Genomic DNA, 25,667 nt, shown 5'->3' on the forward strand with positions numbered 1-25,667 from the left:
CCGCGGCTTCAGTCGACGACGCGTGCGGCGTCGGGCGAGAAGCGGTCGACGGCGTCGGTGATCAGCCCGGCGACGCCGGCGGCCAGCAGCCGGTGCGCCTCGGGCGGGTCGTTGACGGTGTAGCAGAGCACGCGCAGGCCGTCGGCGCGTGCGCGTTCGACCAGCGCCGCATCGACGAGGCGGTAGTTCGGGATCACGGCGACGCAGCCGAGCGCCAGCGCCTCCTCGTACCAGCCGTCGCGCAAGGTGTCGATCAGCAGCGCCCGCGGCAGCTCGGGCGCCGTGGCGCGCGCCCCGGCCAGCGCCTCGGGCTGGAACGAGCTGAGCAGCGGCGGCACGTCCTGGCCGGCCCACAGCCGGCGGCAGGCGGCGGCGACGACCTCGCCGGTGCGGCGCTCGGTGCCCGGTGTCGGCTTGATCTCCAGGTCGAGATGGAAGCCGTTGCGCAGCAGCCAGGCGGCGATCGCCTCCAGGCTGGGCGGCGGCTCGCCCGCGTAGGTCCGCGAGTGCCAGCTGCCGGCGTCCAGCCGCGACAGCTCGCTCCAGGGGCGGTCGCCGGCGACGCCGCAGCCGTTCGTCGTGCGCTCCAGCGTCGCGTCGTGCAGCAGGAAGGGCACGCCGTCGGCACTGAGCTTCACGTCGCACTCGTAGGCCCGGTAGCCGTGCGACGCGCCGAGGCGGAAGGCGGCCAGCGTGTTCTCCGGCGCCAGCTTGCCGGCGCCGCGGTGCGCCAGCCACAGCGGATAAGGCCAGGCTTGCATCAGCCGACCCGCTGGCCGCTGGCGGCATCGAACCAGTGCAGATGCTCGGGCCGCACGACCAGGCCGACGGTGTCGCCTGCGGCTGGGGGCACCAGCGTGCCGTCGATGCGCAGCGTGAACGCGGCGGTGCCGACGTGGCCGTAGACCAGGCGCTCGGCGCCCAGCATCTCCAGCATCTCGACCTTCAGCGGCCAGCCGCCGGCGCCCAGCGCCGCGTGTTCGGGGCGCACGCCCAGCGTCAGCGCGCCGTCGCGCGGCGCCGCGGCCGGCAGGGCGATCGTCGCGCCGCCGAGTTCGAAGCGGCCGCCTGCGGCCTGGCCGGCCATCAGGTTCATCGGCGGCGAGCCGATGAAGCCGGCGACGAAGGTCGAGGCCGGGCGGCCGTAGACGTCCTCGGGCGTGCCGATCTGCTCGATGCGGCCGGCGTTCATCACGATCAGCCGCTGGCCCAGCGTCATTGCCTCGACCTGGTCGTGGGTGACGAACAGCGAGGTGACGCCGAGCTCGCGGTGCAGCTTCTGGATCTCCAGCCGGGTCTGGGCGCGCAGCTTGGCGTCGAGGTTGGACAGCGGCTCGTCGAACAGGAAGACCGCCGGCTGGCGCACGATCGCGCGCCCCATCGCGACCCGCTGGCGCTGGCCGCCGGACAGCTCGCGCGGGCGGCGCTGCAGCAGCGTGCCGAGCTCGAGGATCTTCGCCGCCTTCTGCACGCGGCGCTCGATCTCGTCCTTGGGCACCTTGGCGATCTTCAGGCCGTAGGCCATGTTGTCGTAGACCGTCATGTGCGGGTACAGCGCGTAGTTCTGGAAGACCATCGCGATGTCGCGCTGCGCCGGCTCGAGCTGGTTGACGACACGTCCGCCGATGTCGATCTCGCCGCCGGAGATGTCCTCGAGCCCCGCCACCATGCGCAGCAGCGTGCTCTTGCCGCAGCCCGAGGGGCCGACGATGACGATGAACTCGCCGTCCGCGATCTCGGCGTCGACGCCGTGGATCGCCTTGAAGCTGCGCGCGCCGGCGCCGTAGGTCTTCTCGACCTGTCTGAGGGAAATCGAACCCATGTCTTCTCGCGTGTCTTGTCGATGAGCGCGTGGATCACCCGCGCTCGGCCCGATCAAGCGGCCGCCGCGGAACCGGCTTCTCCGGGCCGCTGGCGGCGCCCCCCTGGGGGGGAGCGCCGAAGGCGCTTCGGGGGGGATTCATTTCTCGCTGTCGGTGAGGCCCTTGACGAACCACTTCTGCATCAGGATGACCACCGCCGCCGGCGGCAGCATCGCCAGGATCGCGGTGGCCATCACCGCGTTCCACTCGGTCTGCGCGTCGCCGCCGGAGATCATGCTCTTGATGCCCATGACCACCGGGTACATGTCCTCGCTGGTCGTGATCAGCAGCGGCCACAGGTACTGGTTCCAGCCGTAGATGAACTGGATGACGAACAGCGCCGCGATCGAGGTGCTCGACAGCGGCAGCAGCACGTCCTTGAAGAAGCGCATCGGCCCGGCGCCGTCGATGCGTGCGGCCTCGACCAGCTCGTCGGGCACGGTGAGGAAGAACTGCCGGAACAGGAAGGTCGCGGTCGCCGAGGCGATCAGCGGCACCGTCAGCCCGGCGTAGGTGTTGAGCATGCCGAGGTTGGAGACGACCTCGTAGGTCGGGCCGATGCGCACCTCCACGGGCAGCATCAGCGTCACGAAGATCATCCAGAAGACGAGGCCGCGGCCGGGGAAGCGGAAGTAGACGACGGCAAACGCCGACAGCAGCGAGATGACGATCTTGCCGATGGCGATGACCAGGGCCATCACCAGGCTGACCTCTAGCATCGGCAGCACCGGCGCGATCTTGCTGCCGTAGCCGCTCTGGCCGCCGAACAGCGCCAGCTTGTAGCTCTCGATCATGTTGTCGCCGGGCAGCAGCGACATCGGCACGTTCTGCACGATCTGCTCGGCGGTCTGCGTGCTGGCGATGAAGGTGACGTAGACCGGGAAGGCGACGATCAGCACGCCGAGCGCCAGCACGAGGTGCGACAGCAGCGTCGCGACGGGGCGGTTCTCGACCATCAGTAGTTGACCCGTTTCTCGACGTAGCGGAACTGGATCACCGTCAGCGCGACGACGATGACCATCAGCACCACGCTCTGCGCGGCCGAGCCGCCCAGGTCCAGCGCCTTGAAGCCGTCGTAGTAGACGCGGTAGACGAGGATCGCCGTGTCCTTGCCCGGGCCGCCGTGGGTGGCCGCGTCGACGATCGCGAAGGTGTCGAAGAAGGCGTAGACGATGTTGATGACCAGCAGGAAGAAGCTGGTCGGCGTCAGCAGCGGGAACTGCACCGTCCAGAAGCGTCGCCACGGGCCGGCGCCGTCGATCGCGGCGGCCTCGATCAGCGACTTCGGGATCGACTGCAGCCCGGCCAGGAAGAACAGGAAGTTGTAGGAGACCTGCTTCCAGACCGCGGCCATGACGATCAGCGCCATCGCGTCGCCGCTGTCGAGCAGGTGGTTCCATTCGATGCCGGCCTCGCGCAGCCAGTAGCTGACGATGCCGATCGATGGCGCGAACATGAACAGCCACAGCACGCCGGCCAGCGCCGGCGCCACCGCGTAGGGCCAGATCAGCAGCGTGCGGTAGAAGCGCGCGCCGCGCACCACGCGGTCGGCCATCACCGCCAGCACCAGCGACACCGAGATGCCGACGACGGCCACCAGCGTCGAGAACACGGCGGTGATCTGGAACGACTGCAGATAGCTCTCGTCGTCGATCAGGCGGCGGAAGTTCTCCAGCCCGACGTACTCGACGCTGGTGCCGAACGCGTCCTGCTGCAGCAGGCTGTAGTGCAGCGCCTGCGCCGCCGGCCAGAAGAAGAAGACGAGGATGACCGCCATCTGCGGTGCGATCAGCACCCAGGGCAGCCATGCGTTCTTGAAGCGGACTCTTTTTTCTGCAGCCAACGCTGGCTTCCCGTCACGACGACGGCGGGCGCCCGCCAGGGGAACACCCGCCGCCCGGAGCGCCCCGCAGGGCGCGAAACAAAGACCGCGAGCCTAACAGGCCCGCGCGCCGCGTCCACCCGGCAATGGATGCGCGGGGGCTGCGGCGACACTCACGACCGGTTGGCCTTCTCGAAGCGCTGCAGCTGCTCGTCGCCGCGCTTCTTGGCCGCTTCCAGCGCTTCCTTGGCGGTCTTCTTGCCGCCCCAGATCTGCTCCATCTCCTCGTCGACGATGGTGCGGATCTGCACGAAGTTGCCCAGGCGCACGCCGCGCGACTTGTCGGTGACCTTGCGGATCATCTGCGTCACGGCGACGTCGGTGCCCGGGTTCTCCTTGTAGAAGCCGGACTTCTCGGTCAGCTCGTAGGCCGCGGTCGTGATCGGCAGGTAGCCGGTGCGCTGGTGGCTGGCGGCCTGCACCTTCGGGTCCGAGATGTACTGGAAGAACTGCGCGACGCCCTTGTACTCGGCCGGCTTCTTGCCGCTCATCACCCACAGGCTGGCGCCGCCGATGACGGTGTTCTGCGGCGCGCCTTGCACGTCGGGGTAGTAGGGAAGGGCGCCGATGCCGCCGGTGAACTTGGCGTTGCGCTTGACGTTGCCGTACAGGCCCGAGGAGCCGGTCATCATCGCGCACTCGCCGGAGACGAAGGTGGCGTCGGCGGCGTTGCCGCGGCCCTTGTAGACGAACAGGCCCTGCTTGGCCATGTTGGCCAGGTTCTCGATGTGACGCACGTGCAGCGGCGTCGTGAACGCCAGGCGCGTGTCCAGGCCGCCGAAGCCGTTGCGCTTGGTCGCGTACTCGACGTTGTGCCAGGCCGAGAAGCTCTCCAGCTGCGTCCAGCTGACCCAGCTCGTCGTGAACGGGCACTTGTGGCCGCTGGCCTTGAGCTTGGCGGCGGCCAGCGCCACTTCCGGCCAGGTGGTCGGCGGCTTGTTCGGGTCCAGACCGGCGGCCTTGAAGGCGTCCTTGTTGTAGTGGAAGACGGTGGTCGAGCTGTTGAACGGCAGGCTCATCATCTGGCCGTTCGGCGCCGTGTAGTAGCCGGCGACGGCGCTGATGTAGCGCGTCGGGTCGAACTTCACGCCGGCTTCGGTCATCAGCTGGGCCACCGGCTTCACCGCGCCCTTGCTGGCCATCATCGTCGCGGTGCCGACTTCGAAGACCTGCAGGATGTGCGGCGCGTTGCCGGCGCGGAACGCGGCGATCGCGGCGGTCATCGACTCGTCGTAGGTGCCCTTGAACACCGGGACCACCTTGTAGTCCTTCTGCTGGGCGTTGAAGTCCTTGGCGAGGTCGTTGACCCATTCGCCCAGCGCGCCGCCCATCGAGTGCCACCACTGGATCTCGACCTGGGCCTGCGCGGGCACGGCGAACAGCGCCGCCACCGTGGCGGCGGCGGCGAACATCGGCTTCTTGATCATGAAAGAGGGCTCCTGCAGCGAGTTGTCAGCACGCGAAGCATGCGTGCCATTTGTGACAGTTGCCGGTTCTGTCACGCGCCGCCCGGCGCGGACACCCGGGTTTACCCGCTGGCACTCAAGACCCGGATCCGGTCTCGATGTTGCACTGCGGTAGCATGCGAGGTTCTCCATGAACGCGCCGCAAGCCTTTGCCACACCTCAAGTCCCGGCCGACGCCGCCCTGCGTGGCGCCCCGGACCGTGGTGACGACGCACCCGCGCGGCTGCGCGAGATCCCGTACAACTACACCTCGTTCTCGGACCGCGAGATCGTGCGCCGCCTGCTCGGCGAGCGTGCCTGGGAGCTGCTGGACCGGCTGCGCCAGGAGCGCCGCACCGGGCGTTCGGCGCGCATGCTCTACGAGGTGCTGGGCGACATCTGGGTCGTCCAGCGCAACCCGTACCTCGAGGACGACCTTCTCGACAATCCGAAGCGCCTGCGCCTGCTGACCGACGCGCTGGAGCACCGGCTGCGCGAGATCGAGCGCCGCCGCCAGCCCGACGACACCGAGCGCGACGGCCACGTCGGCGAACTGCTGGCCGCCGCGCGCGCCGCCGTCGCGCGTTTTGCCGGCCGCTTCGACGAGGTGCGTGCGCTGCGCCAGCGCGCCCGCCGCGTGCTCGGCCGCGTGACGGCCAAGGACAACATCAAGTTCGACGGCCTGTCGCGCGTGGCGCACGTCACCGACGCCACCGACTGGCGCGTCGAGTACCCGTTCGTCGTGCTGACGCCCGACACCGAGGCCGAGACGGCCTTGCTGGTCAAGGGCTGCATCGAGCTGGGGCTGACGATCATCCCGCGCGGCGGCGGCACCGGCTACACCGGCGGCGCCGTGCCGCTGGCCTGGAACAGCGCGGTCATCAACACCGAGAAGCTCGAGTCGATGACCGAGCTCGAGCGCGTGACGCTGCCCGGCCTGGACGAGCCGGTGGCCACGATCTGGACCGAGGCCGGCGTCGTCACGCAGCGCGTGGCCGACGCCGCCGAGCGTGCCGGCCATGTCTTCGCCGTCGATCCGACCTCGGCCGAGGCCTCGTGCATCGGCGGCAACATCGCGATGAACGCCGGGGGCAAGAAGGCGGTGCTGTGGGGCACGGCGCTGGACAACCTGGCGTCCTGGCGCATGGTCACGCCCGAGGCCAAGTGGCTGGAGGTGGTGCGCATCGGCCACAACCTCGGCAAGATCCACGACGTCGAGACCGCGGTCTTCGAGCTGCGCACCTACGACACCAGCGGCCGCACGCTGGAGCACACCGAGCGCCTGGAGATCCCCGGCCGCGTGTTCCGCAAGGAAGGCCTGGGCAAGGACGTCACCGACAAGTTCCTCGCCGGCCTGCCCGGCATCCAGAAGGAAGGCTGCGACGGCCTGATCACCAGCGCGCGCTGGGTCGTGCACCGCATGCCGGCGCACACGCGCACCGTCTGCCTGGAGTTCTTCGGCAACCCGAAGGAGGCGGTGCCGTCGATCGTCGAGATCAAGGACTACCTGTTCGCCGAGGCGAAGAAGCCCGGCGGCGCCATCCTGGCCGGCCTGGAACACCTGGACGACCGCTATCTGAAGGCCGTCGGCTACGCGACCAAGAGCAAACGTGCGCTCAAGGGCAAGGGCCTGCCGAAGATGGTGCTGATCGGCGACATCGTCGGCGACGACGAGGACGCCGTCGCGCGTGCCACCAGCGAGGTCGTGCGCATCGCCAACAGCCGCAGCGGCGAGGGTTTCGTCGCCGTCAGCGCCGACGCGCGCAAGAAGTTCTGGCTCGACCGCAAGCGCACCGCGGCGATCGCGCGCCACACCAACGCCTTCAAGGTCAACGAGGACGTCGTCATCCCGTTGCCGCGCATGGGCGAGTACACCGAGGGCATCGAGCGCATCAACGTCGAGCTCTCGCTGCGCAACAAGCTGGCGCTGGTCGACCGCCTGAAGGCCTTCTTCGCCGACGGCCCGCTGCCGATCGGCCCCGGTGGCGAAGCCGGCGAGATCCCCGGCGCCGAGATCCTCGAGGACCGCGCCGCCGAGGCGCTGACGCTGCTGTCCGAGGTCGGCGCGCTGTGGCGCTTCTGGCTCGAGAACCTGGACGTGGTGCAGGCCGACAGCGGCCGCACGGTGTTCGCGCTGCTGCAGGACGACACGCTGCGCGCGTCGTGGAAGCGGCAGTTGTACAAGCCGCTGCAGGCCGTGTTCGCCGGCGGCGCCTTCGCGCCCATCCTCGACGCCTGCCGGGCGATCCACAAGGAGGTGCTGCGCGGGCGCGTCTGGGTGGCGCTGCACATGCATGCCGGCGACGGCAACGTGCACACCAACATCCCGGTCAACAGCGACAACTACGAGATGCTGCAGACGGCGCACGAAGCCGTCGCACGCATCATGGCGCTGGCGCGCCGGCTGGGCGGCGTCATCAGCGGCGAGCACGGCATCGGCATCACCAAGCTGGAGTTCCTGACCGACGAGGAGCTGGCGTCGTTCGCCGCCTACAAGGCCAAGGTCGACCCCGAGGGGCGCTTCAACAAGGGCAAGCTGATGCGCGGCGGCGTCGCCGGCGCGATGGCCGCCGACCTGAGCGACGCCTACACGCCGAGCTTCGGGCTGATGGGTCACGAGTCGCTGATCATGCAGCAGAGCGACATCGGCGCGATCAGCGAGAGCATCAAGGACTGCCTGCGCTGCGGCAAGTGCAAGCCGGTGTGCTCGACGCACGTGCCGCGTGCCAACCTGCTGTACAGCCCGCGCAACAAGATCCTCGCCACCTCGCTGCTCGTCGAGGCCTTCCTCTACGAGGAGCAGACGCGCCGCGGCGTCAGCCTGCGCCACTGGGAGGAGTTCGAGGACGTCTCCGAGCACTGCACCGTCTGCCACAAGTGCCTGACGCCGTGCCCGGTGAAGATCGACTTCGGCGACGTGTCGATGAACATGCGCAACCTGCTGCGCAAGATGGGGCAGAAGAGCTTCCGTCCCGGCAGCGCGGTGGCGATGACCTTCCTGAACGCGACCAGCCCGCAGACCATCAAGCTGATGCGCGGCGCGATGGTCGGCGTCGGCTTCAAGGCCCAGCGCCTGGCCAACGACCTGCTCAAGCCCGTCGTGCGCCGCCAGACCGGCGCGCCGCCGGCGACGCTGGGGCCGGCGCCGGTGAAGGAGCAGGTGCTGCACTTCATCAACAAGAAGCTGCCCGGCGGGCTGCCGACGAAGACCGCGCGTGCGCTGCTGGACATCGAGGACCGGGAGTACGTCCCGATCATCCGCGACCCGCAGGCGACGAGCGCCGAGACCGAGGCCGTCTTCTACTTCCCCGGCTGCGGCAGCGAACGATTGTTCAGCCAGGTCGGCCTGGCGACGCAGGCCATGCTGTGGCACGCCGGCGTGCAGACCGTGCTGCCGCCGGGCTACCTGTGCTGCGGCTACCCGCAGCGCGGCAGCGGCCAGTTCGACAAGGCCGAGAAGCTCATCACCGACAACCGGGTGCTGTTCCACCGCGTGGCCAACACGCTGAACTACCTGGACATCAAGACCGTGGTCGTGTCCTGCGGCACCTGCTTCGACCAGCTGCAGGGCTACAAGTTCGAGGACATCTTCCCCGGCTGCCGCATCGTCGACATCCACGAGTACCTGCTGGAGAAGGGCGTCACGCTGCCCTCCGGCAGCGGCGCGTTCCTCTATCACGACCCCTGCCACACGCCGATGAAGCAGCAGGACGCGATGAAGACCGTCAAGGCGCTCGTCGGCCCCGACGTCGTGAAGAGCGAGCGCTGCTGCGGCGAGAGCGGCACGCTCGGCGTCTCGCGCCCGGACATCAGCACCCAGGTGCGCTTCCGCAAGGAAGAGGAGATCCGCAAGGCCGAGGCCGCGCTGCGCGCCTCGGGCGCGGTGCCGGCCGGTGCCGGCGTGAAGATCCTCACCAGCTGCCCGAGCTGCCTGCAGGGCCTGAAGCGCTACCAGGACGACCTGTCCTCCGGTCTGCTCGAGGCCGACTACATCGTCGTCGAGATGGCGCGCCGGCTGCTCGGCGAGACCTGGCTCGAGGACTACGTCGCCCGCGCCAATGCGGGCGGCATCGAACGCGTCCTGGTGTAAGGCCGGCGCGCCCGGCCGCTGCGCGGGCGCCGCCGCGGCGCCTCCGGGGCCCGGCGACGGGGCACGGCCCCACTTGGGTCAAGGGCGGTGCCGGGCCGGGCCCTGATTTCGTGGGGGGCGGCGATACACTCGCGCGTCCCGTTCACGCCCCCCGCCAGCATGAGTCCGCCCCGCGCGCCGCAACCCACGTCGATCACCGTCCACCAGGCGTCCCGCGTGCTGGAGGTCGGCTTCGAGGACGGCGCCCGGTTCCGCATTCCGTTCGAGCTGATGCGCGTGTACTCGCCGTCGGCCGAGGTCCAGGGCCACGGCCCCGGCCAGGAGACGCTGCAGACCGGCAAGCGCGGCGTGCTCGTCGAGGCGCTCGAGCCCGTCGGCCACTACGGCGTGCGCCCGACCTTCTCCGACGGCCACGACAGCGGCATCTACACCTGGGACTACCTCTACCGCCTGGGTGCCGACGAGGCCGCCCTGTGGACGCGTCACGAGGAGCAACTGGCCGCCGCCGGCGTCGACCGCGACGCGCCGATGCCGCCCAAGCCCGCCCGCTCTTGCGGTTCCCACCATTCCTGAACTCCCATGGCCCAGACCCATTTCGGCTACCAGACCGTCGACGAGAGCGAGAAGGCGCGCCGTGTGCGCGGCGTCTTCGACTCGGTCGCCTCCCGCTACGACCTGATGAACGACCTGCTGTCGATGGGCATGCACCGGGCGTGGAAGGCCTACACGGTGGCGGTGGCCAACGTGAAGCCGGGCGACCGCGTGCTCGACATCGCCGGCGGCACCGGCGACCTGGCGCGCGCCTTCGCGCGCAAGGTCGGCGAGAGCGGCACGGTCGTGCACACCGACATCAACGAGGCCATGCTGCGCACCGGCCGCGACCGCCTGCTCGACGAGGGCCTGGTGCTGCCGACGACGACCTGCGACGCCGAGCACCTGCCGTTCGCCAGCGGCAGCTTCGACCTCGTCACCGTCGCCTTCGGCCTGCGCAACATGACGCACAAGGACGCCGCGCTGCGCGAGATGGGCCGTGTGCTGCGCGACGGCGGCCGGCTGATGGTGCTGGAGTTCTCCAAGGTCGCCGCGCCGCTGGCGAAACCCTACGACTGGTATTCCTTCAACGTCATGCCGAAGATCGGGCGTTTCGTGGCCGGCGACGAGGACAGCTACCGCTACCTCGCCGAGTCGATCCGCATGCACCCCGACCAGCAGACGCTCAAGACGATGATGAAGGAAGCCGGTTTCGGCCACGTCGACGTGCACAACATGAGCGCGGGTGTCGTCGCGCTGCACGTGGGGATCAAGTGCTGAGTCGGCTGGCGCGCCTGAAGCGGCGCGTCGTCCCGCTGCGGCCCGTCGCGCGTCCCGCCCCCGTGGCGGCCGCCGGCGACGACGTCGAGGCTTTCCTGCGTGTCGCGCGGGCCAGCTTCGTCGAGCTGCAGGCCGCCTGGGACGCCGCCGATCTGCGCGCGCTGGCCGCCATCACCACCGAGGAGCTGCTGGCCGAGCTGCGCGAGCAGCTCGAGGTGCGCGGCCCCGGTCCCAACCGCACCGAGGTGCTGGCGCTCGAGGCCCGGCTGCTCGGGCTCGACGAGGTCGGCGACGGCCTCGTCGCCAGCGTCGAGTTCTCGGGCTGGATCCGCGAACGCCTCGAGGAGCGCGCCGCGCCGTTCCGCGAGCTCTGGCTGCTCGCCAACCTGAGGTCCGCCGACCGCGGCTGGCAGATCGCGCGCGTCCAGGCGCTGAGCTGAGCGCCCCGCGCGGTGCCGGCGCCGGATGCGCGTCGGCAGGCCGCCCAGCGCCTACACTCCCGGCCAGTCGTTTGCCAGGAGCGTTCACGTTGAAAGTCACCGTCGTCGGTACCGGTTATGTCGGCCTCGTCACAGGCGCCTGTCTGTCCGAGATGGGCAACCACGTCGTCTGCCTCGACGTCGACGAGCGCAAGATCCGCATCCTCAACGAGGGCGGCATCCCGATCCACGAACCCGGGCTCGAGGAGATCGTGCGCCGCAACGCCGCCGCCGGCCGGCTGCAGTTCACGACCGACGTCGAGGCCGCCGTCGCGCACGGCACGGTGCAGTTCATCGGCGTCGGCACGCCGCCCGACGAGGACGGCTCGGCCGACCTGCAGTACGTGCTGGCCGCGGCGCGCAACATCGGCCGCCACATGACCGACTACAAGGTCATCGTCGACAAGAGCACGGTGCCGGTGGGCACCGCGGCCAAGGTGCGCGACGCGGTGCGCCAGGCGCTGGCCGAGCGCGGGCTGGAGATGGACTTCTCGGTCGTCTCCAACCCCGAGTTCCTGAAGGAGGGCGCCGCGGTCGAGGACTGCATGCGCCCGGACCGCATCGTCGTCGGCGCCGACGACGAGCGCGCGGTGCTGCTGATGCGCGCGCTGTACACGCCGTTCATGCGCAACCACGACCGCCTGCTGGTCATGGACCTGCCCAGCGCCGAGTTCACCAAGTACGCCGCCAACGCGATGCTGGCCACGCGCATCAGCTTCATGAACGAGCTGTCGCGCCTGGCCGAGAAGGTCGGCGCCGACATCGAGAGCGTGCGCAAGGGCATCGGCAGCGACCCGCGCATCGGCACCCACTTCCTCTACGCCGGCACCGGCTACGGCGGCAGCTGCTTCCCGAAGGACGTCAAGGCGCTGATCCACACCGGGCGCGAGAACGGCGTGCGGCTGGAGGTGCTGGAGGCCGTCGAGTCGGTCAACGACCGGCAGAAGCTGGTGCTGGTCGACAAGATCGTCGCGCGCTACGGCGAGGACCTCGCCGGCCGCACCTTCGCGCTCTGGGGCCTGGCCTTCAAGCCCAACACCGACGACATGCGCGAGGCGCCCAGCCGCGTCGTCGTCGAGGCGCTGCTGGCGCGCGGCGCACACGTGCGCGCCTACGACCCGGTGGCGATGGACGAGGCGCGCCGCGTGATGGAAGGCCTGCAGGGCGTCGACTTCGTCGCCTCGCAGGCCGAGGCGCTGGCCGGCGCCGACGCGCTGGTCGTCGTCACCGAGTGGAAGGAGTTCCGCAACCCCGACTTCGACGGCATCAAGGCGGCGCTGAAGCAGCCGGTGATCTTCGACGGCCGCAACCTCTACGACCCGGCCTACATGAAGTCGCTGGGCTTCGAGTACCGCGCGATCGGCCGCGCCGGGGCCTGATCCCGACCCCGGGGCCCGGCATGGCGCCGGGCCCGTGCCGGTTCAGCCGGCGGTGCGCCCGTAGGTGTCCTCGAAGCGCACGATGTCGTCCTCGCCGAGGTAGCTGCCCGACTGCACCTCGATCAGCTCCAGCGGCAGCTTGCCCGGGTTGCGCAGCCGGTGCGTCTCGCCCAGCGGGATGTAGGTGCTCTGGTTCTCGGTGAGCAGGATCACCTTGTCGCCGACCGTCACCTCGGCGGTGCCGCTGACGACGATCCAGTGCTCGGCGCGGTGGTGGTGCATCTGCAGGCTCAGGGATGCGCCCGGCTTGACCATGATGCGCTTGACCTGGTGGCGCGGCCCGGCGTCGACGCTGTCGTACCAGCCCCAGGGCCGGTGCACCTTGCGGTGCAGCGTGTGCTCGCCGCGGCGGGCGCTGCCCAGCCGGTTGACGATCTGCTTGACCTCCTGGCTGCGCGCGCGGTCGGCCACCAGCACCGCGTCCGGCGTCTCGACGACGACGACGTCGTCGAGCCCGACCACGCCGACCAGCCGGCTCGTCGCGTGCACCAGCGTGCCGCGGCTGTCGTGCACGATGGCGTCGCCGACCGCGGCGTTGCCGTCGGTGTCCTTGGCGGCGACCTGCCACACCGCCTCCCAGGCGCCGAGGTCGTTCCAGCCGGCGTCGAGCTCGATCATGCGGATGTCCTGGCCGCTGCCGGGGCAGCGCTCCATCACCGCGTAGTCGACCGACTCGGCCGGCACCGCCGCGAACTCGGCCTTGCCCGGACGCACGAAACGCTGGTCGGTGCTGCGCGCGGCCCAGGCCGCGCGGCTGGCCGCGGCGATGTCCGGCCGCCAGCGCTCCAGCGCCGCCATCCAGACGCTGGCCTTCAGCACGAACATGCCGGCGTTCCAGAAGTAGCCGCCTTCGGCCAGGTAGCGCGCCGCGGTCTCGGCGTCGGGCTTCTCGACGAACTGGGCGACGACTCGCGCACCGCTGCTGCGTTCGGTGCGGATGTAGCCGTAGCCGGTCTCCGGCCGGTCGGGCGTGATGCCGAGGATGACGATCGAGCCCTGCGCCGCGACCTCGATCGCCGCGGCCATCGCGGTGCCGAACGCGGCCTCGTCGGCCAGCGTCTGGTCGGCCGGCGTGACGACGAGCACCGGGTCGGCGCCGCCTTCGAGCGCCTGCAGCGCGGCCAGCGTCAGCGCCGGCGCGGTGTTGCGGCCCGCGGGCTCGAGCAGCACCGCGGCCGGCTCGGCGCCGAGTTCACGCAACTGGTCCAGGATCAGGAAACGGTGCTCCTCGTTGCCGACGACCAGCGGCGGCGCCGCCTTCACCGTGCCCCGGCCCAGCGCCTGCAGCCGCGCCGCGGCCTGCTGGAACAGGCTGGTGTTGCCGGCGAGCACGAGAAACTGCTTCGGATAGCCGGCGCGCGACAGCGGCCACAGCCGCGTGCCCGAGCCCCCGGCCATGACGACCGGCTGGACGGCGATGTTCATGCTTCGAACCCCCGGGGATTGTTCTGTTGCCAGCGCCAGCTGTCGGTGCACATGCGCTCCAGGCCGTGCCGCGCCTGCCAGCCGAGCAGCGACTGCGCCTGCGACGGGTCGGCCCAGCAGGCGGCGACGTCGCCGGGCCGGCGCGGCACGATTCTGTACGGAACCGGCCGCCCGCTGGCCCGCGCGAACGCGGTGACGACCTCCAGCACCGAGTGGCCGCGCCCGGTGCCCAGGTTGACGGTGAACGAGCCCGGCGCGTCGAGCAGCCGGCGCAGCGCCGCGACGTGGCCGTCGGCGAGGTCGCAGACGTGGATGTAGTCGCGCACGCCGGTGCCGTCGGGTGTCGGGTAGTCGTCGCCGAAGACCTGCAGGAACTCGCGCCGGCCGACCGCGACCTGCGTCACGTAGGGCATCAGGTTGTTCGGCGTGCCGCGCGGGTCCTCGCCGATGCGCCCGCTCTCGTGCGCGCCGACGGGGTTGAAGTAGCGCAGGCAGGCGGTCTGCCAGGCCGGATCGGCGGCGCCCAGGTCGCGCAGGATCTGCTCGCCGACGAGCTTGGTCTGGCCGTAGGGGTTGGTCGCGGTGAGCCGCGCGTCCTCGCGGATCGGCAGCGAGTCGGGGTCGCCGTAGACCGTGGCGCTGGAGCTGAAGACGAATCGCGCGCAGCCGTGGCGGCGCATCGTGCGGCAGACGTTGAGCAGGCCGCCGAGGTTGTTCGCGTAGTACTCCAGCGGCTTGGCGGTCGATTCGCCGACGGCCTTGAACGCGGCGAAGTGCACCGTCGCGTCGATGCGGTGGCGCTGGAACACGCCCTCCATCGCCGCGGCGTCGCAGACGTCGGCGCGCTCGAAGACCGGCGGCCGGCCGCCGAGCTCGTGCAGCCGCTCCAGGACGACGGGCGAGCTGTTGGAGAAGTCGTCGACGCCGACGACCTCGAAGCCGGCGGCCTGCAGCGCCAGCCAGGTGTGCGAGGCGATGTAGCCGGTCGCGCCGGTGAGGAGGATGGTGGCCATGCCCTATTGCATCACGAGCGGGGCCGGGCGCCGCGCGCGAAGCCGCCGCCCCGGCGGCCTTGCGCGCGCCGGCCGCCGAATCGCGCAGCAAGCTGCAATGGCGCAAGATCGATGCCGGGCGCCGCCTGCCTACAATGCGACGATGCTGCAAACCCTCAACAGCCTGCTCGCGCCGGCCGTGCTGGAACGGCTGACGCTGGTCATCAACCACGTGCTGTCCAGCGAATCGGTCGCCACCGAGCGGCTCAAGCCGCACGCCGGGCGCACGCTCGAGCTCGCCGCGAGCGCCTGGCCCTCGCTGCTGCCGCCGCCGCCGGTGCTCGCCTTCCGCGTCACGCCCGCCGGTCTGCTCGAATGGTGCGGCCTGGACCGCCCGGCCTCCTGTGACCTCGCGCTGCGCGTGGACGCCGCCAACCCGGCGCTGCTGCTGGCGCGTGCCCTCGGCGGCGAGCTGCCCCCGGTGGCCATCGACGGCGACGCCCAGCTCGCCGGTGACGTCAACTGGCTGATGCAGAACCTGCGCTGGGACGTCGCCGCCGATCTCGAGCGTTTCTTCGGCCCGGTCGTCGCGCAGCAGCTGCACCGCATGGGTTCGGCTGTCGCGCACGCGCTGCGCAGCGCGGTGCAGGGCCTGGGCCGCGTGCGGCCGCGCTCGCGCTGACGCTGCCCGTCCTCACCGTCCGGAACCCGAGATGCGGCGTGTCGCCCGCCTGATCTTCATCGTCTTCACCGTCCTGCGCTTCGGCCTGGACGAGGTGGCGCTGTCGGCCTTCCGCCAGCCCTGGGTGCGCATGCTGGTGCGCCTGGTCACGTTCGGCCGCCGCCTGGACGAGCCGCGCGGCGTGCGCTTGCGCCGCGCCTTCGAGCGTCTGGGGCCGATCTTCGTGAAGTTCGGCCAGGTGCTGTCCACGCGGCGCGACCTGCTGCCGCTGGATCTCGCCGACGAACTCGCCAAGCTGCAGGACCGTGTGCCGCCGTTCCCGCCGGCGGTCGCGCGTGCGCTCGTCGAGCGCGCCTTCGGCCGCGGCATCGACGACATCTTCAGCCACTTCGAGACCGAGCCGGTGGCCAGCGCGTCGATCGCGCAGGTGCACTTCGCGACGCTGAAGGACGGCCGCGAGGTCGCCGTCAAGGTGCTGCGCCCGGGCATGCTCGAGGTCATCGACGACGACCTGACGCTGCTGCACACGCTGGCGCGCTGGGTCGAGCGCCTGTCGGCCGACGGCAAGCGGCTGCGCCCGCGCGAGGTCGTCGCCGAGTTCGACGTCTACCTGCACGACGAGCTGGACCTCGTGCGCGAGGCCAGCAACGCCGCCCAGTTGCGGCGCAACATGGACGGGCTCGAGCTGCTGCTGGTGCCCGAGATGATCTGGGACTACTGCACGTCCTCGGTCATCGTCATGGAGCGCATGTACGGCGTGCCGATCAGCCAGGTCGAGCGCCTGCGCGAGGCCGGCGTCGACTTCAAGAAGCTGGCGCGCGACGGCGTCACGATCTTCTTCACCCAGGTCTTCCGCGACGGCTTCTTCCACGCCGACATGCACCCGGGCAACATCCAGGTGAGCCTGGCGAGCGAGACCTTCGGCCGCTACATCGCGCTGGACTTCGGGATCATCGGCACGCTGACCGAGACCGACAAGGAATACCTGGCCTACAACTTCCTGGCCTTCTTCCGGCGCGACTACAAACGCGTGGCCGAGTTGCATGTCGAGAGCGGCTGGGTGCCGGCCGACACGCGCATCGACGCGCTCGAAGGCGCGATCCGCGCCGTCTGCGAGCCGCATTTCGACCGGCCGCTGAAGGACCTGTCGCTCGGCCAGGTGCTGATGCGGCTGTTCCAGGCCTCGCGCCGCTTCAACGTCGAGATCCAGCCGCAGCTGGTGCTGCTGCAGAAGACGCTGCTGAACATCGAGGGCCTGGGCCGCCAGCTCGACCCCGAGCTGGACCTGTGGACCACGGCCAAGCCTTTCCTCGAGCGCTGGATGAACGAGCAGATCGGCTGGCGCGGCCTGCTTGACCGGCTGCAGCACGAGGCGCCGCACTACGCGCAGATCATTCCCGAGCTGCCGCGGCTGGTGCACGCCGCGCTCAAGCCCCGGCCCGAGCCGGCGCCGTCGCCGGTGATGCTGGCGCTGCTGGCCGAGCAGCGGCGCACCAACCGGCTGCTGCAGGCGGTGCTGTGGGCGCTGGGGGGGTTTGTCGTCGGGATGGTCGTCACGCGCATCCTGCTGCAGACCTCCGGTGCCTGAGGCCCGGCCAAAGCCCTGCCGCCGAAACGTTAGAATTCACGCTTTGCTTTTCAAATCAAGGGTTTAGCCATGCCGATCTATGCGTACCGCTGCGCTGCCTGCGGGCACGCCCGGGACGTGCTGCAGAAGATCTCCGATCCGCTGCTGACGGTCTGCCCGGCGTGCGGCGCCGAGGCCTTCCAGAAACAGGTCACCGCCGCGGGTTTCCAGTTGAAGGGCTCGGGCTGGTACGTCACCGATTTCCGCGGCGGCGACGCCGGCAAGGCCGGCAGCACCAAGACCGAGAGCGCACCGGCCGACACCGCGGCCAAGCCGGCCGACAAGCCGGCCGAGGCCCCTGCCGCGGCCCCGGCGCCCGCGCCCACCCCCACGCCGTCGGCGGGCAGCTGAAGGCGCGCGAAAGCCACCCGTGAAAAAGTACTTCGTCGCCGGCCTGCTGGTCTGGCTGCCGCTGACGGTCACGATCTGGGTTCTGTCGTGGCTGCTGGGCGCGCTCGACGGCGTCTTCGTCAGCCTGCTGTCGGCGGCGCAGGTCGTGCTGCCGCAGTCCACCCACGAGACCGTCGAGTTCCTGCGCGGCGTGCCCGGCCTCGGCGTGGCCGTCGTGCTTGCCGTGCTGCTGCTGTCGGGCGTGTTCGCCGCCAACTTCGTCGGCCAGTGGTGGCTGCGCCAGTGGGATACGCTGATGGTGCGCATCCCGATCGTCAAGTCGATCTACAGCTCGGTCAAGCAGGTCTCGGACACGCTGTTCTCGTCCAGCGGCAACGCCTTCCGCGAGGCGGTGCTGGTGCAGTACCCGCGCCAGGGCTCGTGGACCATCGCCTTCGTCACCGGCAAGCCCGGCGGCGAGGTCGCCAGCCACCTGCCGGGCGACTTCGTCAGCGTCTACGTGCCGACGACGCCGAACCCGACCTCGGGCTTTTTCCTGATGGTGCCGCGTGCCGACGTGCACGAGCTGAAGATGAGCGTCGACGAGGCGCTGAAGTACGTGATCTCGATGGGCGTCGTCGCCCCGCCCGGCACCGAGCCGCCCGCGCTGCGAAATTGACGGGGCCGGCCACCGCGGCACGCGGCCGGTCCTGAGGGCGTTCGCCGCCCCGCCACGACGCCACCCGATTCCCCGAAGAATTCCCCGAATACCTGGAGTGTCCCGATGAGAACGACGTACTGCGGCCTGGTCAGCGAAACGCTGATGGACCAGACCGTGACCCTGATGGGCTGGGCCCACCGTCGCCGCGACCACGGCGGCGTGATCTTCATCGACCTGCGCGACCGTGAAGGCCTCGTGCAGATCGTCTGCGACCCCGACCGCCCCGAGATGTTCAAGGCCGCCGAAGGCGTGCGCAACGAGTTCTGCCTGAAGGTCGTCGGCAAGGTGCGCGCGCGTCCGGCCGGCACCGAGAACGCCAACCTCACCAGCGGCAAGATCGAGGTCCTGGCCTACGAGCTCGAGGTGCTGAACCCCAGCGTCACGCCGCCGTTCCAGCTCGACGACGACAACCTGTCGGAGACGGTGCGCTTGACGCACCGCGTGCTGGACCTGCGCCGCCCGACGATGCAGAAAAACCTGATGCTGCGCTACCGCGTCGCGATGGAGGTGCGCAAGTACCTCGACGAGCAGGGCTTCGTCGACATCGAGACGCCGATGCTGACCAAGAGCACGCCCGAAGGCGCACGCGACTACCTCGTGCCCAGCCGCGTGCACGACGGCATGTTCTTCGCGCTGCCGCAGTCGCCCCAGCTCTTCAAGCAGCTGCTGATGGTCGCGGGCTTCGACCGCTACTACCAGATCACCAAGTGCTTCCGCGACGAGGACCTGCGCGCCGACCGCCAGCCCGAGTTCACGCAGATCGACATCGAGACCTCGTTCCTCGGCGAGGAGCAGATCCGCGAGATCACCGAAGGCATGGTGCGTCGTGTCTTCCGCAACGCGCTGGGCGTCGAGCTGCCGGTCTACGAGCGGCTGACCTACGCCGAGGCGATGCATCGCTACGGCTCGGACAAGCCCGACCTGCGCGTCAAGCTCGAGTTCACCGAGCTGACCGACGTGATGAAGACGGTGGACTTCAAGGTCTTCGCCGGCCCGGCGACGATGAAGGGCGGCCGCGTCGCGGCGCTGCGCATCCCCGGCGGCGCCGAGATGAGCCGCAGCGAGATCGACGCCTACACCGAGTTCGTCAAGATCTACGGCGCCAAGGGCCTCGCGTGGATCAAGGTCAACGACCTCGCCAAGGGCCGTGAAGGCCTGCAGAGCCCGATCGTCAAGAACCTGCACGACGCGGCGCTCGAGGAGATCCTCAAGCGCACCGGCGCCGCCGCCGGCGACCTGATCTTCTTCGGCGCCGACAAGCGCAAGGTCGTCGACGACGCGCTCGGCGCGCTGCGCGTGAAGATCGGCCACAGCGAGTTCGGCCGCACGCACGGGCTGTTCGAGGACAAGTGGGCGCCGCTGTGGGTCGTCGACTTCCCGATGTTCGAGCACGACGACGAGGCCGGCCGCTGGAACGCGGTGCACCACCCGTTCACCGCGCCCAAGGACGGGCACGAGGACCTGATGGACACCGACCCGGGCGCCTGCGTCGCCAAGGCCTACGACATGGTGCTCAACGGCTGGGAGCTCGGCGGCGGCTCGGTGCGCATCCACCGCGCCGAGGTGCAGAGCAAGGTCTTCAAGGCGCTGAACATCAGCGCCGAGGACGCCAAGGTGAAGTTCGGCTTCCTGCTCGACGCGCTGCAGTACGGCGCGCCGCCGCACGGCGGCCTGGCCTTCGGCCTGGACCGCCTGGTCACGCTGATGACCAAGGCCGAGTCGATCCGCGACGTCATCGCCTTCCCGAAGACCCAGCGCGCCCAGTGCCTGCTGACCGGCGCGCCGAGCAACGTCGACGAAGCCCAGCTGCGCGAGCTGCACATCCGCCTGCGCAACCCGGTGCAGGCCTGAGGTCTCGCGGCCTGAACGAAGAAGCGGCCCTTGGGGCCGCTTTTTTCTGGCCGGCCTTGCGGCCCGGCCCGGCCGGGGGCGCTGGCTATACTGCGGCGCCCCCGGCGGCGCATCGCTGCCGCCCGCCGCGGCACCAGGACGCCCGCCGATGACCACCGCTCCAGACTCCGCCGTGCACGACCACGAGGCCGGCCCGCGCGACCCCGCCACGCAGGACAGCACCCGCACCGACGACACCCGCATCGCCGCCGTGCGCGCGCTGGTCTCGCCGGCCGTGCTGCTCGACGAGCTGCCGGCCACCGCCGCCGTGCAGACCGTCGTCGACGGCGCCCGGCGCGCCATCGGCGAGGTGCTGCACGGCCGCGACGACCGCCTCGTCGCCGTCGTCGGGCCGTGTTCGATCCACGACTACGAGGCCGCGATGGAGTACGCGCGGCGCCTGAAGCCGCTGGCCGACGAGCTGGCCGGCGAGATCGTCATGGTGATGCGCGTCTACTTCGAGAAGCCGCGCACGACGGTGGGCTGGAAGGGCTTCGTCAACGACCCGCGCCTGGACGGCAGCTTCCGCATCAACGAAGGCCTGCGCCGCGCGCGCGAGCTGCTGCTGGACGTCAGCGCGCTGGGCCTGCCGGCGGCCACCGAGTTCCTGGACCTGCTGTCGCCGCAGTACCTGGCCGACCTCATCGCCTGGGGCGCGATCGGCGCCCGCACCACCGAGAGCCAGAGCCACCGCCAGCTCGCCAGCGGCCTGTCGTGCCCGGTGGGCTTCAAGAACGGCACCGACGGCGGCGTGCAGGTCGCCGCCGACGCGCTGATGGCCGCCAGCGCGCCGCACAGCTTCATGGGCATGACCAAGATGGGTGTCGCGGCGATCTTCGAGACGCGCGGCAACCCCGACGGCCACGTCATCCTGCGCGGCGGCAAGGTGCCCAACTTCGACGCCGACGCCGTGCAAACGGCCTGCGCCGTGCTGCGCCGCGCCGGGCTGCGCGAGCAGGTGATGATCGACTGCTCGCACGCCAACTCGGCCAAGCAGCCGCGGCGCCAGATCGAGGTCGCCGCCGACGTCGGCCGCCAGATCGCCGGTGGCGACCGCCGCATCGTCGGCGTGATGGTCGAGAGCCATCTGCACGAAGGCCGCCAGGACCAGACGCCGGGCTGCCCGCTGGCCCATGGCGTGTCGATCACCGACGCCTGCCTGGGCTGGGACGACACCGTGCCGCTGCTGCGCGGCCTCGCCGAGGCCGTGCGCGCGCGTCGCGCACGATGACGCGCCCGCCCAAGATCCCGGTGTCGGTGCTGGTGGTCATCCACCGGCTCGACGGCCAGGTGCTGCTGATCGAGCGCGCCCAGCCGGCCGGCTTCTGGCAGAGCGTCACCGGCTCCATCGACTTCGACGGCGAGCCGCTGGAGGCCGCGGCGCGGCGCGAGGTCGCCGAGGAGACCGGCATCACCGGTGGCGAACTCGTCGACTGGCAGCTCTCCAACGTCTACGAGATCTACCCGGTGTGGCGCCACCGCTACGCGCCGGGCGTCACGCACAACACCGAGCACGTCTTCGGCCTCACCGTGCCTGCGGACACGACGGTCATCCTGAACCCGCGTGAACACCGCGACGCATGCTGGCTGCCGTGGCGAGAAGCCGCCGACCGCTGCTTCTCGCCCAGCAACGCCGAGGCGATACTGCAACTGCCACGTTTCGTGACCTTCGCGTGAACCGGCTGAACCCGCTGCAGTCGACGCTGATGCCCCCGGCCACCGGGCTGGAGGCGCTGCGTGTCGCCACCTACAACATCCACAAGGGCGTGCGCGGCGTCGGCCGCGGCAAGCGGCTGGAGATCCACAACCTGGGGCTGGCGGTCGAGTCATTCGACGCCGACATGGTCTTCCTGCAGGAAGTGCGGCTGTTCAACACGCGCGAGTCGCGGCGTTTCCAGCGCACCTCCTTCGGCTGGCCCGAGCAGGGCCAGGCCGAGTTCCTCGCTCCCGAGGGCTACGACGTCGCCTACCGCACCAACGCCATCACGCGCCATGGCGAACACGGCAACGCGCTGCTGTCGCGCTGGCCGATCGGCGACATCGGCCACCACGACGTCAGCGACCACCGCTTCGAGCAGCGCGGCCTGCTGCACGTGCCGGTGCAGTGGCAGGGCATGACGGTGCATGCCGTCGTCGCCCACTTCGGCCTGGTGCACGCCAGCCGGCTGCGCCAGGTCGCGCGGCTGGCCGAGTTCATCGACGCGACCGTGCCGCCCGGCGAGATGCTGATCGTCGCCGGCGACTTCAACGACTGGGGCGAGCGCCTGGACTCGCCGATGGCGACGGTCGGCCTGCAGCGCGCCTTCGCGCCCGAGTCCACGCGCCAGCAGCGCCTGACCTTCCCGTCGCTGGCGCCGGTGTTCGCGCTCGACCGCTTCTACCTGCGCGGCCTGCGCTGCGTCTCGACGATGGTGCCGCGCGGCATGGCCTGGGCGCGCATGTCCGACCACCTGCCGCTGGTCGCGGAACTGGAGCCGGCCTGATGCCGCTGCCGCTGGACGATCCCTCGGCCTGGGCCTGGTCGGGGGTGCCCCGGCCACGGTTCGTCGGCGGCAACGACGTGCGCCTGCTGCAGGGCGGCGACGAGCTGTTCCCGCGCATGGTCGAGGCCATCGACGCCGCGCGCCACGAGGTCTGGCTGGCGACCTACATCTTCCATTCCGACGATGCCGCGCGGGCCGTGGCCGCGGCGCTGTCGGCGGCCGCCGGGCGCGGCGTCGAGGTCCACGTCGTCGTCGACGGCTTCGGTTCGCTGCAGACCATGGCCACGCTGCGCGAGTGGCTGCTGCCCGGTGGCGTGCGGCTGGAGGTCTTCCGCCCGCTGGACCGCTGGTGGGCCTGGCTGCAGCCGGGGCAGTTGCGGCGCCTGCATCAGAAGCTGTGTGTCGTCGATGCTGACATCGCCTACGTCGGCGGCATCAACCTGATCGACGACCGTCACGACCTGCACCACGGCTGGGGCGACGCGCCGCGGCTGGACTATGCCGTCGAGCTGCGCGGCCCGATCGCCCGGCAGGTGCGCGACACCGCCCGCGCGATGTGGGCCCGCGCCCACCTCGGCCACTTCTGGGGCGAGGAGCTGCGGGCGCTGGCGCGCAGCTCGGCGCCGGTCGAGCGGACCGTGCAGCTGCTGCGCCAGCTGCGTGCGCGGCCGCAGCCGGTGCCCGGCGACGACGGCGGCGAGCCGGTGCGTGCGGCCTTCGTCGTGCGCGACAACCTGCGCCAGCGCCGCGCCATCGAACGCAGCTACGTCGAGGCGATCCGCGGCGCGCGCGAGCGGGTCGACATCGCGGTGCCGTACTTCTACCCGGGCCAGACCTTCCGCCGCGCGCTGCGCCGCGCCGCCGCGCGCGGCGTGCGCGTGCGCCTGCTGCTGCAGGGCAAGATCGACTACCGCATCGCGGCGCTGGCCGCGCGTGCGCTGTACGACGAGCTGCGCGCCCACGGCGTGCGCATCTACGAGTACACGCCGGCCTTCCTGCACGCCAAGGTGGCGGTCGTCGACGACGACTGGGCGACGGTCGGCAGCTCCAACATCGACCCGCTGTCGCTGCTGCTGAACCTGGAGGCCAACGTCGTCGTGCGCGACCCGCTGTTCGCGCGGGCGCTGGCCGACCGGCTGGACAACGCGATCGAGGCCTCGCACGAGGTCAAGACCCAGCCCGCCGGGCGTGGCTGGCGCAGCTGGCTGCACCGCGGTTTCGTCGCCTGGTGCGCCGGCGTCTACCTGCGGCTGGCCGGCATCGGCGGGCGCTACTGAAGGCCGTGGCGCGGACCGGACGCCGGCGCCTCCGCGCCTGCATGCGCGGCAACCGATGCCGCGCCCGAAGTGTTTAGCATCGCCCGCACCCCACAGGAGGACTCTTCGATGACCCGACTCCCGTCCGTCCGTCTCGCCGTCGCCGCCGCCGCGCTGCTCGCCTTCGGCGCCGCGGCCCAGGCCAAGACCCTGGTCTACTGCTCCGAAGGTTCGCCGGAGAACTTCACCCCGGCGCTCAACACCACCGGCACCAGCTTCGACGCCGCACGTCCGGTCTACGACCGGCTGACGCACTTCGTGCGCGGCAGCACCGAGGTCGAGCCGGGCCTGGCCGAGAGCTGGACGGTGTCGCCCGACGCCAAGGTCTTCACCTTCAAGCTGCGCAAGGGCGTCAAGTTCCACGCCGGCGTCAACGGCTTCACGCCGACACGCGAGTTCAACGCCGACGACGTGCTGTTCTCGTTCGAGCGCCAGTGGAAGGCCGAGCACCCCTACGCCAAGGTCTCGGGCGGCAAGTACGACTACTTCGCCGACATGGGCCTGGCGCAGGATCTCCAGGCGCTGGAGAAGCTGGACCCGTACACGGTGCGCATCACGCTGAAGCGCCCGAACGTGACGATGCTCGCCAACCTGGCGATGGACTTCGCCGCCATCCACTCCGCCGAGTACGCCGACTTCCTCGCCAAGGCCAACCGCAAGGAGCAGTTCGACCAGGTGCCGGTGGGCACCGGGCCGTTCAGCTTCGTCGCCTACCAGAAGGACGCGGTGATCCGCTACAAGGCGAATCCGGCCTACTGGGGCGCCGAGAAGGCGATGGTCGACAGCCTGGTGTTCGCGATCACGCCGGACCCGACGGCGCGCTACAGCAAGCTCAAGGCCGGCGAGTGCCACTTCGTCATCGCGCCGCGGCCGGCCGACCTGCCCGAGATGCAGAAGGACCCGAAGCTGCAGGTCATCAGCAAGCCGGGCCTGAACATCGCCTACTGGGCCTTCAACCACCAGAAGCCGCCGTTCGACAAGAAGGACGTGCGCCTGGCCTTCAACATGGCGATCGACAAGGCCGCGATCATCCGCGACGTCTATCTCGGCGCCGGCCAGGCGGCCAAGAACCTGATCCCGCCGACGATGTGGGCCTACGACGACAAGACCAAGGCCATCCCGCACGACCCGGCCCAGGCCAAGGCGCTGCTGGCCAAGGCCGGCGTGAAGACGCCGCTGGAGATCGACCTCTGGTACATGCCGGTGCAGCGGCCCTACAACCCGAACTCCAAGCGCATCGCCGAGATGATGCAGGCCGACCTGGCCAAGATCGGCGTCAACGCCAAGCTCGTCACCTACGAGTGGGGCGAGTACCGCAAGCGCATGCAGCAGGGCGAGCACATGACCGGCATGCTGGGCTGGACCGGCGACAACGGCGACCCCGACAACTTCTTCTTCCTGCACGGCTGCGACGCCGCGCGTGCCGGCGGCCAGAACCTCAGCAAGTGGTGCAACAAGGACTTCGACGACCGGCTGGAGAAGGCGCGCACGATGGCCGACCAGAAGGCGCGCCTGAAGCTGTACCAGGAGATGCAGGCCATCGAGGCCGCCGAGGTGCCCGACATGAAGATCGCGCACTCGGTGGTCTACGAGGTGATGCGCAAGGAGGTCACGGGCTTCAAGCAGAGCCCGTTCGGCTCGCACGAGTTCACCGGCGTGAGCCTGAAGTGATGAGCCCCCGGCCGTCTGGCGG

Annotated in this window: 22 protein-coding genes; 15 read left to right on the forward strand and 7 right to left on the reverse strand. The window is 70.4% G+C overall.

The genetic code is table 11. The features are described 5' to 3' along the window. Window positions 1-8 precede the first annotated feature (8 nt). The 5 genes from ugpQ to ugpB all read right to left on the reverse strand — a co-directional run bounded on the left by ugpQ (window position 9) and on the right by ugpB (window position 5,171). Window positions 9-761, reverse strand: a complete 753-nt coding sequence (ugpQ, locus tag LOC65_RS18655; RefSeq protein WP_230248667.1) for a glycerophosphodiester phosphodiesterase — start codon at window positions 759-761, stop codon at window positions 9-11. Continuing rightward, on the reverse strand, window positions 761-1,822 hold the full coding sequence (locus tag LOC65_RS18660; protein ID WP_164963333.1) for a sn-glycerol-3-phosphate import ATP-binding protein UgpC: 1,062 nt from the start codon (window positions 1,820-1,822) through the stop codon (window positions 761-763). Before LOC65_RS18660 ends, ugpQ begins: the two co-directional genes overlap by 1 nt. A 138-nt stretch (window positions 1,823-1,960) precedes the next feature. Further along, window positions 1,961-2,818, reverse strand: a complete 858-nt coding sequence (ugpE, locus tag LOC65_RS18665) for a sn-glycerol-3-phosphate ABC transporter permease UgpE (protein ID WP_230248669.1) — start codon at window positions 2,816-2,818, stop codon at window positions 1,961-1,963. Next, complete coding sequence (gene ugpA, locus LOC65_RS18670) at window positions 2,818-3,639, reverse strand: sn-glycerol-3-phosphate ABC transporter permease UgpA (protein WP_230248760.1); 822 nt, start codon at window positions 3,637-3,639, stop codon at window positions 2,818-2,820. The genes ugpE and ugpA overlap by 1 nt, the downstream gene beginning before the upstream one ends. 218 nt (window positions 3,640-3,857) lie before the next feature. Further along, the gene (gene ugpB / locus LOC65_RS18675) at window positions 3,858-5,171 is read right to left on the reverse strand and encodes a sn-glycerol-3-phosphate ABC transporter substrate-binding protein UgpB (protein ID WP_230248670.1); all 1,314 of its coding nucleotides are present in this window, start codon (window positions 5,169-5,171) and stop codon (window positions 3,858-3,860) included. Window positions 5,172-5,340: 169 nt separating this feature from the next. Here ugpB and LOC65_RS18680 point away from each other — a divergent pair, with 169 nt between their 5' ends. The 5 genes from LOC65_RS18680 to LOC65_RS18700 all read left to right on the forward strand — a co-directional run bounded on the left by LOC65_RS18680 (window position 5,341) and on the right by LOC65_RS18700 (window position 12,448). Continuing rightward, complete coding sequence (locus tag LOC65_RS18680; protein ID WP_230248675.1) at window positions 5,341-9,279, forward strand: DUF3683 domain-containing protein; 3,939 nt, start codon at window positions 5,341-5,343, stop codon at window positions 9,277-9,279. Between the two features lie 159 nt (window positions 9,280-9,438). Continuing rightward, on the forward strand, window positions 9,439-9,852 hold the full coding sequence (locus tag LOC65_RS18685) for a gamma-butyrobetaine hydroxylase-like domain-containing protein (RefSeq protein WP_230248678.1): 414 nt from the start codon (window positions 9,439-9,441) through the stop codon (window positions 9,850-9,852). 6 nt (window positions 9,853-9,858) lie between these two features. Continuing rightward, complete coding sequence (ubiE, locus tag LOC65_RS18690; RefSeq protein ID WP_009856633.1) at window positions 9,859-10,590, forward strand: bifunctional demethylmenaquinone methyltransferase/2-methoxy-6-polyprenyl-1,4-benzoquinol methylase UbiE; 732 nt, start codon at window positions 9,859-9,861, stop codon at window positions 10,588-10,590. Beyond that, window positions 10,584-11,030 (forward strand): TIM44-like domain-containing protein, encoded by a 447-nt coding sequence (locus LOC65_RS18695; protein WP_230248679.1) that lies wholly within the window; start codon window positions 10,584-10,586, stop codon window positions 11,028-11,030. The genes ubiE and LOC65_RS18695 overlap by 7 nt, the downstream gene beginning before the upstream one ends. A gap of 89 nt (window positions 11,031-11,119) precedes the next feature. After that, complete coding sequence (locus tag LOC65_RS18700; RefSeq protein WP_230248681.1) at window positions 11,120-12,448, forward strand: UDP-glucose/GDP-mannose dehydrogenase family protein; 1,329 nt, start codon at window positions 11,120-11,122, stop codon at window positions 12,446-12,448. A 42-nt stretch (window positions 12,449-12,490) separates the two neighbouring features. On the opposite strand, the gene LOC65_RS18705 is transcribed toward LOC65_RS18700, so the two are convergent. Continuing rightward, window positions 12,491-13,933 (reverse strand): mannose-1-phosphate guanylyltransferase/mannose-6-phosphate isomerase, encoded by a 1,443-nt coding sequence (locus LOC65_RS18705; RefSeq protein WP_009856636.1) that lies wholly within the window; start codon window positions 13,931-13,933, stop codon window positions 12,491-12,493. Beyond that, a complete protein-coding gene (gene galE / locus LOC65_RS18710; protein WP_230248683.1) occupies window positions 13,930-14,946 on the reverse strand; it encodes a UDP-glucose 4-epimerase GalE in 1,017 nt (338 codons plus the stop codon). Before galE ends, LOC65_RS18705 begins: the two co-directional genes overlap by 4 nt. A 142-nt stretch (window positions 14,947-15,088) precedes the next feature. Here galE and LOC65_RS18715 point away from each other — a divergent pair, with 142 nt between their 5' ends. From LOC65_RS18715 to LOC65_RS18760, 10 genes are all read left to right on the forward strand, one after another. Then, on the forward strand, window positions 15,089-15,607 hold the full coding sequence (locus LOC65_RS18715; protein WP_009856638.1) for a hypothetical protein: 519 nt from the start codon (window positions 15,089-15,091) through the stop codon (window positions 15,605-15,607). A gap of 31 nt (window positions 15,608-15,638) precedes the next feature. Beyond that, complete coding sequence (ubiB, locus tag LOC65_RS18720) at window positions 15,639-17,195, forward strand: ubiquinone biosynthesis regulatory protein kinase UbiB (RefSeq protein WP_009856639.1); 1,557 nt, start codon at window positions 15,639-15,641, stop codon at window positions 17,193-17,195. Window positions 17,196-17,264: 69 nt separating this feature from the next. Further along, complete coding sequence (locus LOC65_RS18725) at window positions 17,265-17,585, forward strand: FmdB family zinc ribbon protein (protein WP_230248684.1); 321 nt, start codon at window positions 17,265-17,267, stop codon at window positions 17,583-17,585. Between the two features lie 19 nt (window positions 17,586-17,604). Next, complete coding sequence (locus LOC65_RS18730; RefSeq protein WP_230248685.1) at window positions 17,605-18,243, forward strand: DUF502 domain-containing protein; 639 nt, start codon at window positions 17,605-17,607, stop codon at window positions 18,241-18,243. A gap of 105 nt (window positions 18,244-18,348) precedes the next feature. Next, on the forward strand, window positions 18,349-20,136 hold the full coding sequence (aspS, locus tag LOC65_RS18735) for an aspartate--tRNA ligase (protein ID WP_230248686.1): 1,788 nt from the start codon (window positions 18,349-18,351) through the stop codon (window positions 20,134-20,136). 148 nt (window positions 20,137-20,284) lie between these two features. Then, window positions 20,285-21,406, forward strand: coding sequence for a 3-deoxy-7-phosphoheptulonate synthase (locus LOC65_RS18740; RefSeq protein ID WP_029718654.1), 1,122 nt, complete (start codon window positions 20,285-20,287; stop codon window positions 21,404-21,406). After that, window positions 21,403-21,852, forward strand: a complete 450-nt coding sequence (nudB, locus tag LOC65_RS18745) for a dihydroneopterin triphosphate diphosphatase (RefSeq protein WP_009856644.1) — start codon at window positions 21,403-21,405, stop codon at window positions 21,850-21,852. Before LOC65_RS18740 ends, nudB begins: the two co-directional genes overlap by 4 nt. Then, the gene (locus LOC65_RS18750) at window positions 21,849-22,658 is read left to right on the forward strand and encodes an endonuclease/exonuclease/phosphatase family protein (protein WP_230248687.1); all 810 of its coding nucleotides are present in this window, start codon (window positions 21,849-21,851) and stop codon (window positions 22,656-22,658) included. Before nudB ends, LOC65_RS18750 begins: the two co-directional genes overlap by 4 nt. Further along, window positions 22,658-23,935: a cardiolipin synthase ClsB gene (gene clsB / locus LOC65_RS18755; protein ID WP_230248688.1), complete on the forward strand. Its 1,278-nt coding sequence runs from the start codon at window positions 22,658-22,660 to the stop codon at window positions 23,933-23,935. The genes LOC65_RS18750 and clsB overlap by 1 nt, the downstream gene beginning before the upstream one ends. A gap of 108 nt (window positions 23,936-24,043) precedes the next feature. Beyond that, window positions 24,044-25,645 carry an ABC transporter substrate-binding protein gene (locus LOC65_RS18760; protein WP_009856647.1) on the forward strand — a complete coding sequence of 534 codons (1,602 nt, stop codon included), beginning with the start codon at window positions 24,044-24,046 and terminating at the stop codon, window positions 25,643-25,645. Window positions 25,646-25,667 lie beyond the last annotated feature (22 nt).

The organism is Rubrivivax sp. JA1055, from assembly GCF_020966565.1.
GTDB lineage: Bacteria > Pseudomonadota > Gammaproteobacteria > Burkholderiales > Burkholderiaceae_C > Rubrivivax > Rubrivivax benzoatilyticus.

Bases quoted from the DNA above. Each gene is read 5' to 3' on its own strand.
- LOC65_RS18685 (WP_230248678.1), top strand. From the start codon at position 9,439: ATGAGTCCGCCCCGCGCGCCGCAACCCACGTCGATCACCGTCCACCAG.
- LOC65_RS18715 (WP_009856638.1), top strand. From the start codon at position 15,089: ATGCTGCAAACCCTCAACAGCCTGCTCGCGCCGGCCGTGCTGGAACGG.
- nudB (WP_009856644.1), top strand. From the start codon at position 21,403: ATGACGCGCCCGCCCAAGATCCCGGTGTCGGTGCTGGTGGTCATCCAC.
- LOC65_RS18725 (WP_230248684.1), top strand. From the start codon at position 17,265: ATGCCGATCTATGCGTACCGCTGCGCTGCCTGCGGGCACGCCCGGGAC.
- ugpE (WP_230248669.1), bottom strand. From the start codon at position 2,818: ATGGTCGAGAACCGCCCCGTCGCGACGCTGCTGTCGCACCTCGTGCTG.
- LOC65_RS18760 (WP_009856647.1), top strand. From the start codon at position 24,044: ATGACCCGACTCCCGTCCGTCCGTCTCGCCGTCGCCGCCGCCGCGCTG.
- LOC65_RS18740 (WP_029718654.1), top strand. From the start codon at position 20,285: ATGACCACCGCTCCAGACTCCGCCGTGCACGACCACGAGGCCGGCCCG.
- ubiE (WP_009856633.1), top strand. From the start codon at position 9,859: ATGGCCCAGACCCATTTCGGCTACCAGACCGTCGACGAGAGCGAGAAG.
- ugpQ (WP_230248667.1), bottom strand. From the start codon at position 761: ATGCAAGCCTGGCCTTATCCGCTGTGGCTGGCGCACCGCGGCGCCGGC.
- aspS (WP_230248686.1), top strand. From the start codon at position 18,349: ATGAGAACGACGTACTGCGGCCTGGTCAGCGAAACGCTGATGGACCAG.
- LOC65_RS18680 (WP_230248675.1), top strand. From the start codon at position 5,341: ATGAACGCGCCGCAAGCCTTTGCCACACCTCAAGTCCCGGCCGACGCC.
- LOC65_RS18705 (WP_009856636.1), bottom strand. From the start codon at position 13,933: ATGAACATCGCCGTCCAGCCGGTCGTCATGGCCGGGGGCTCGGGCACG.
- ugpB (WP_230248670.1), bottom strand. From the start codon at position 5,171: ATGATCAAGAAGCCGATGTTCGCCGCCGCCGCCACGGTGGCGGCGCTG.
- LOC65_RS18660 (WP_164963333.1), bottom strand. From the start codon at position 1,822: ATGGGTTCGATTTCCCTCAGACAGGTCGAGAAGACCTACGGCGCCGGC.
- clsB (WP_230248688.1), top strand. From the start codon at position 22,658: ATGCCGCTGCCGCTGGACGATCCCTCGGCCTGGGCCTGGTCGGGGGTG.
- galE (WP_230248683.1), bottom strand. From the start codon at position 14,946: ATGGCCACCATCCTCCTCACCGGCGCGACCGGCTACATCGCCTCGCAC.
- ugpA (WP_230248760.1), bottom strand. From the start codon at position 3,639: ATGGCGGTCATCCTCGTCTTCTTCTTCTGGCCGGCGGCGCAGGCGCTG.
- ubiB (WP_009856639.1), top strand. From the start codon at position 15,639: ATGCGGCGTGTCGCCCGCCTGATCTTCATCGTCTTCACCGTCCTGCGC.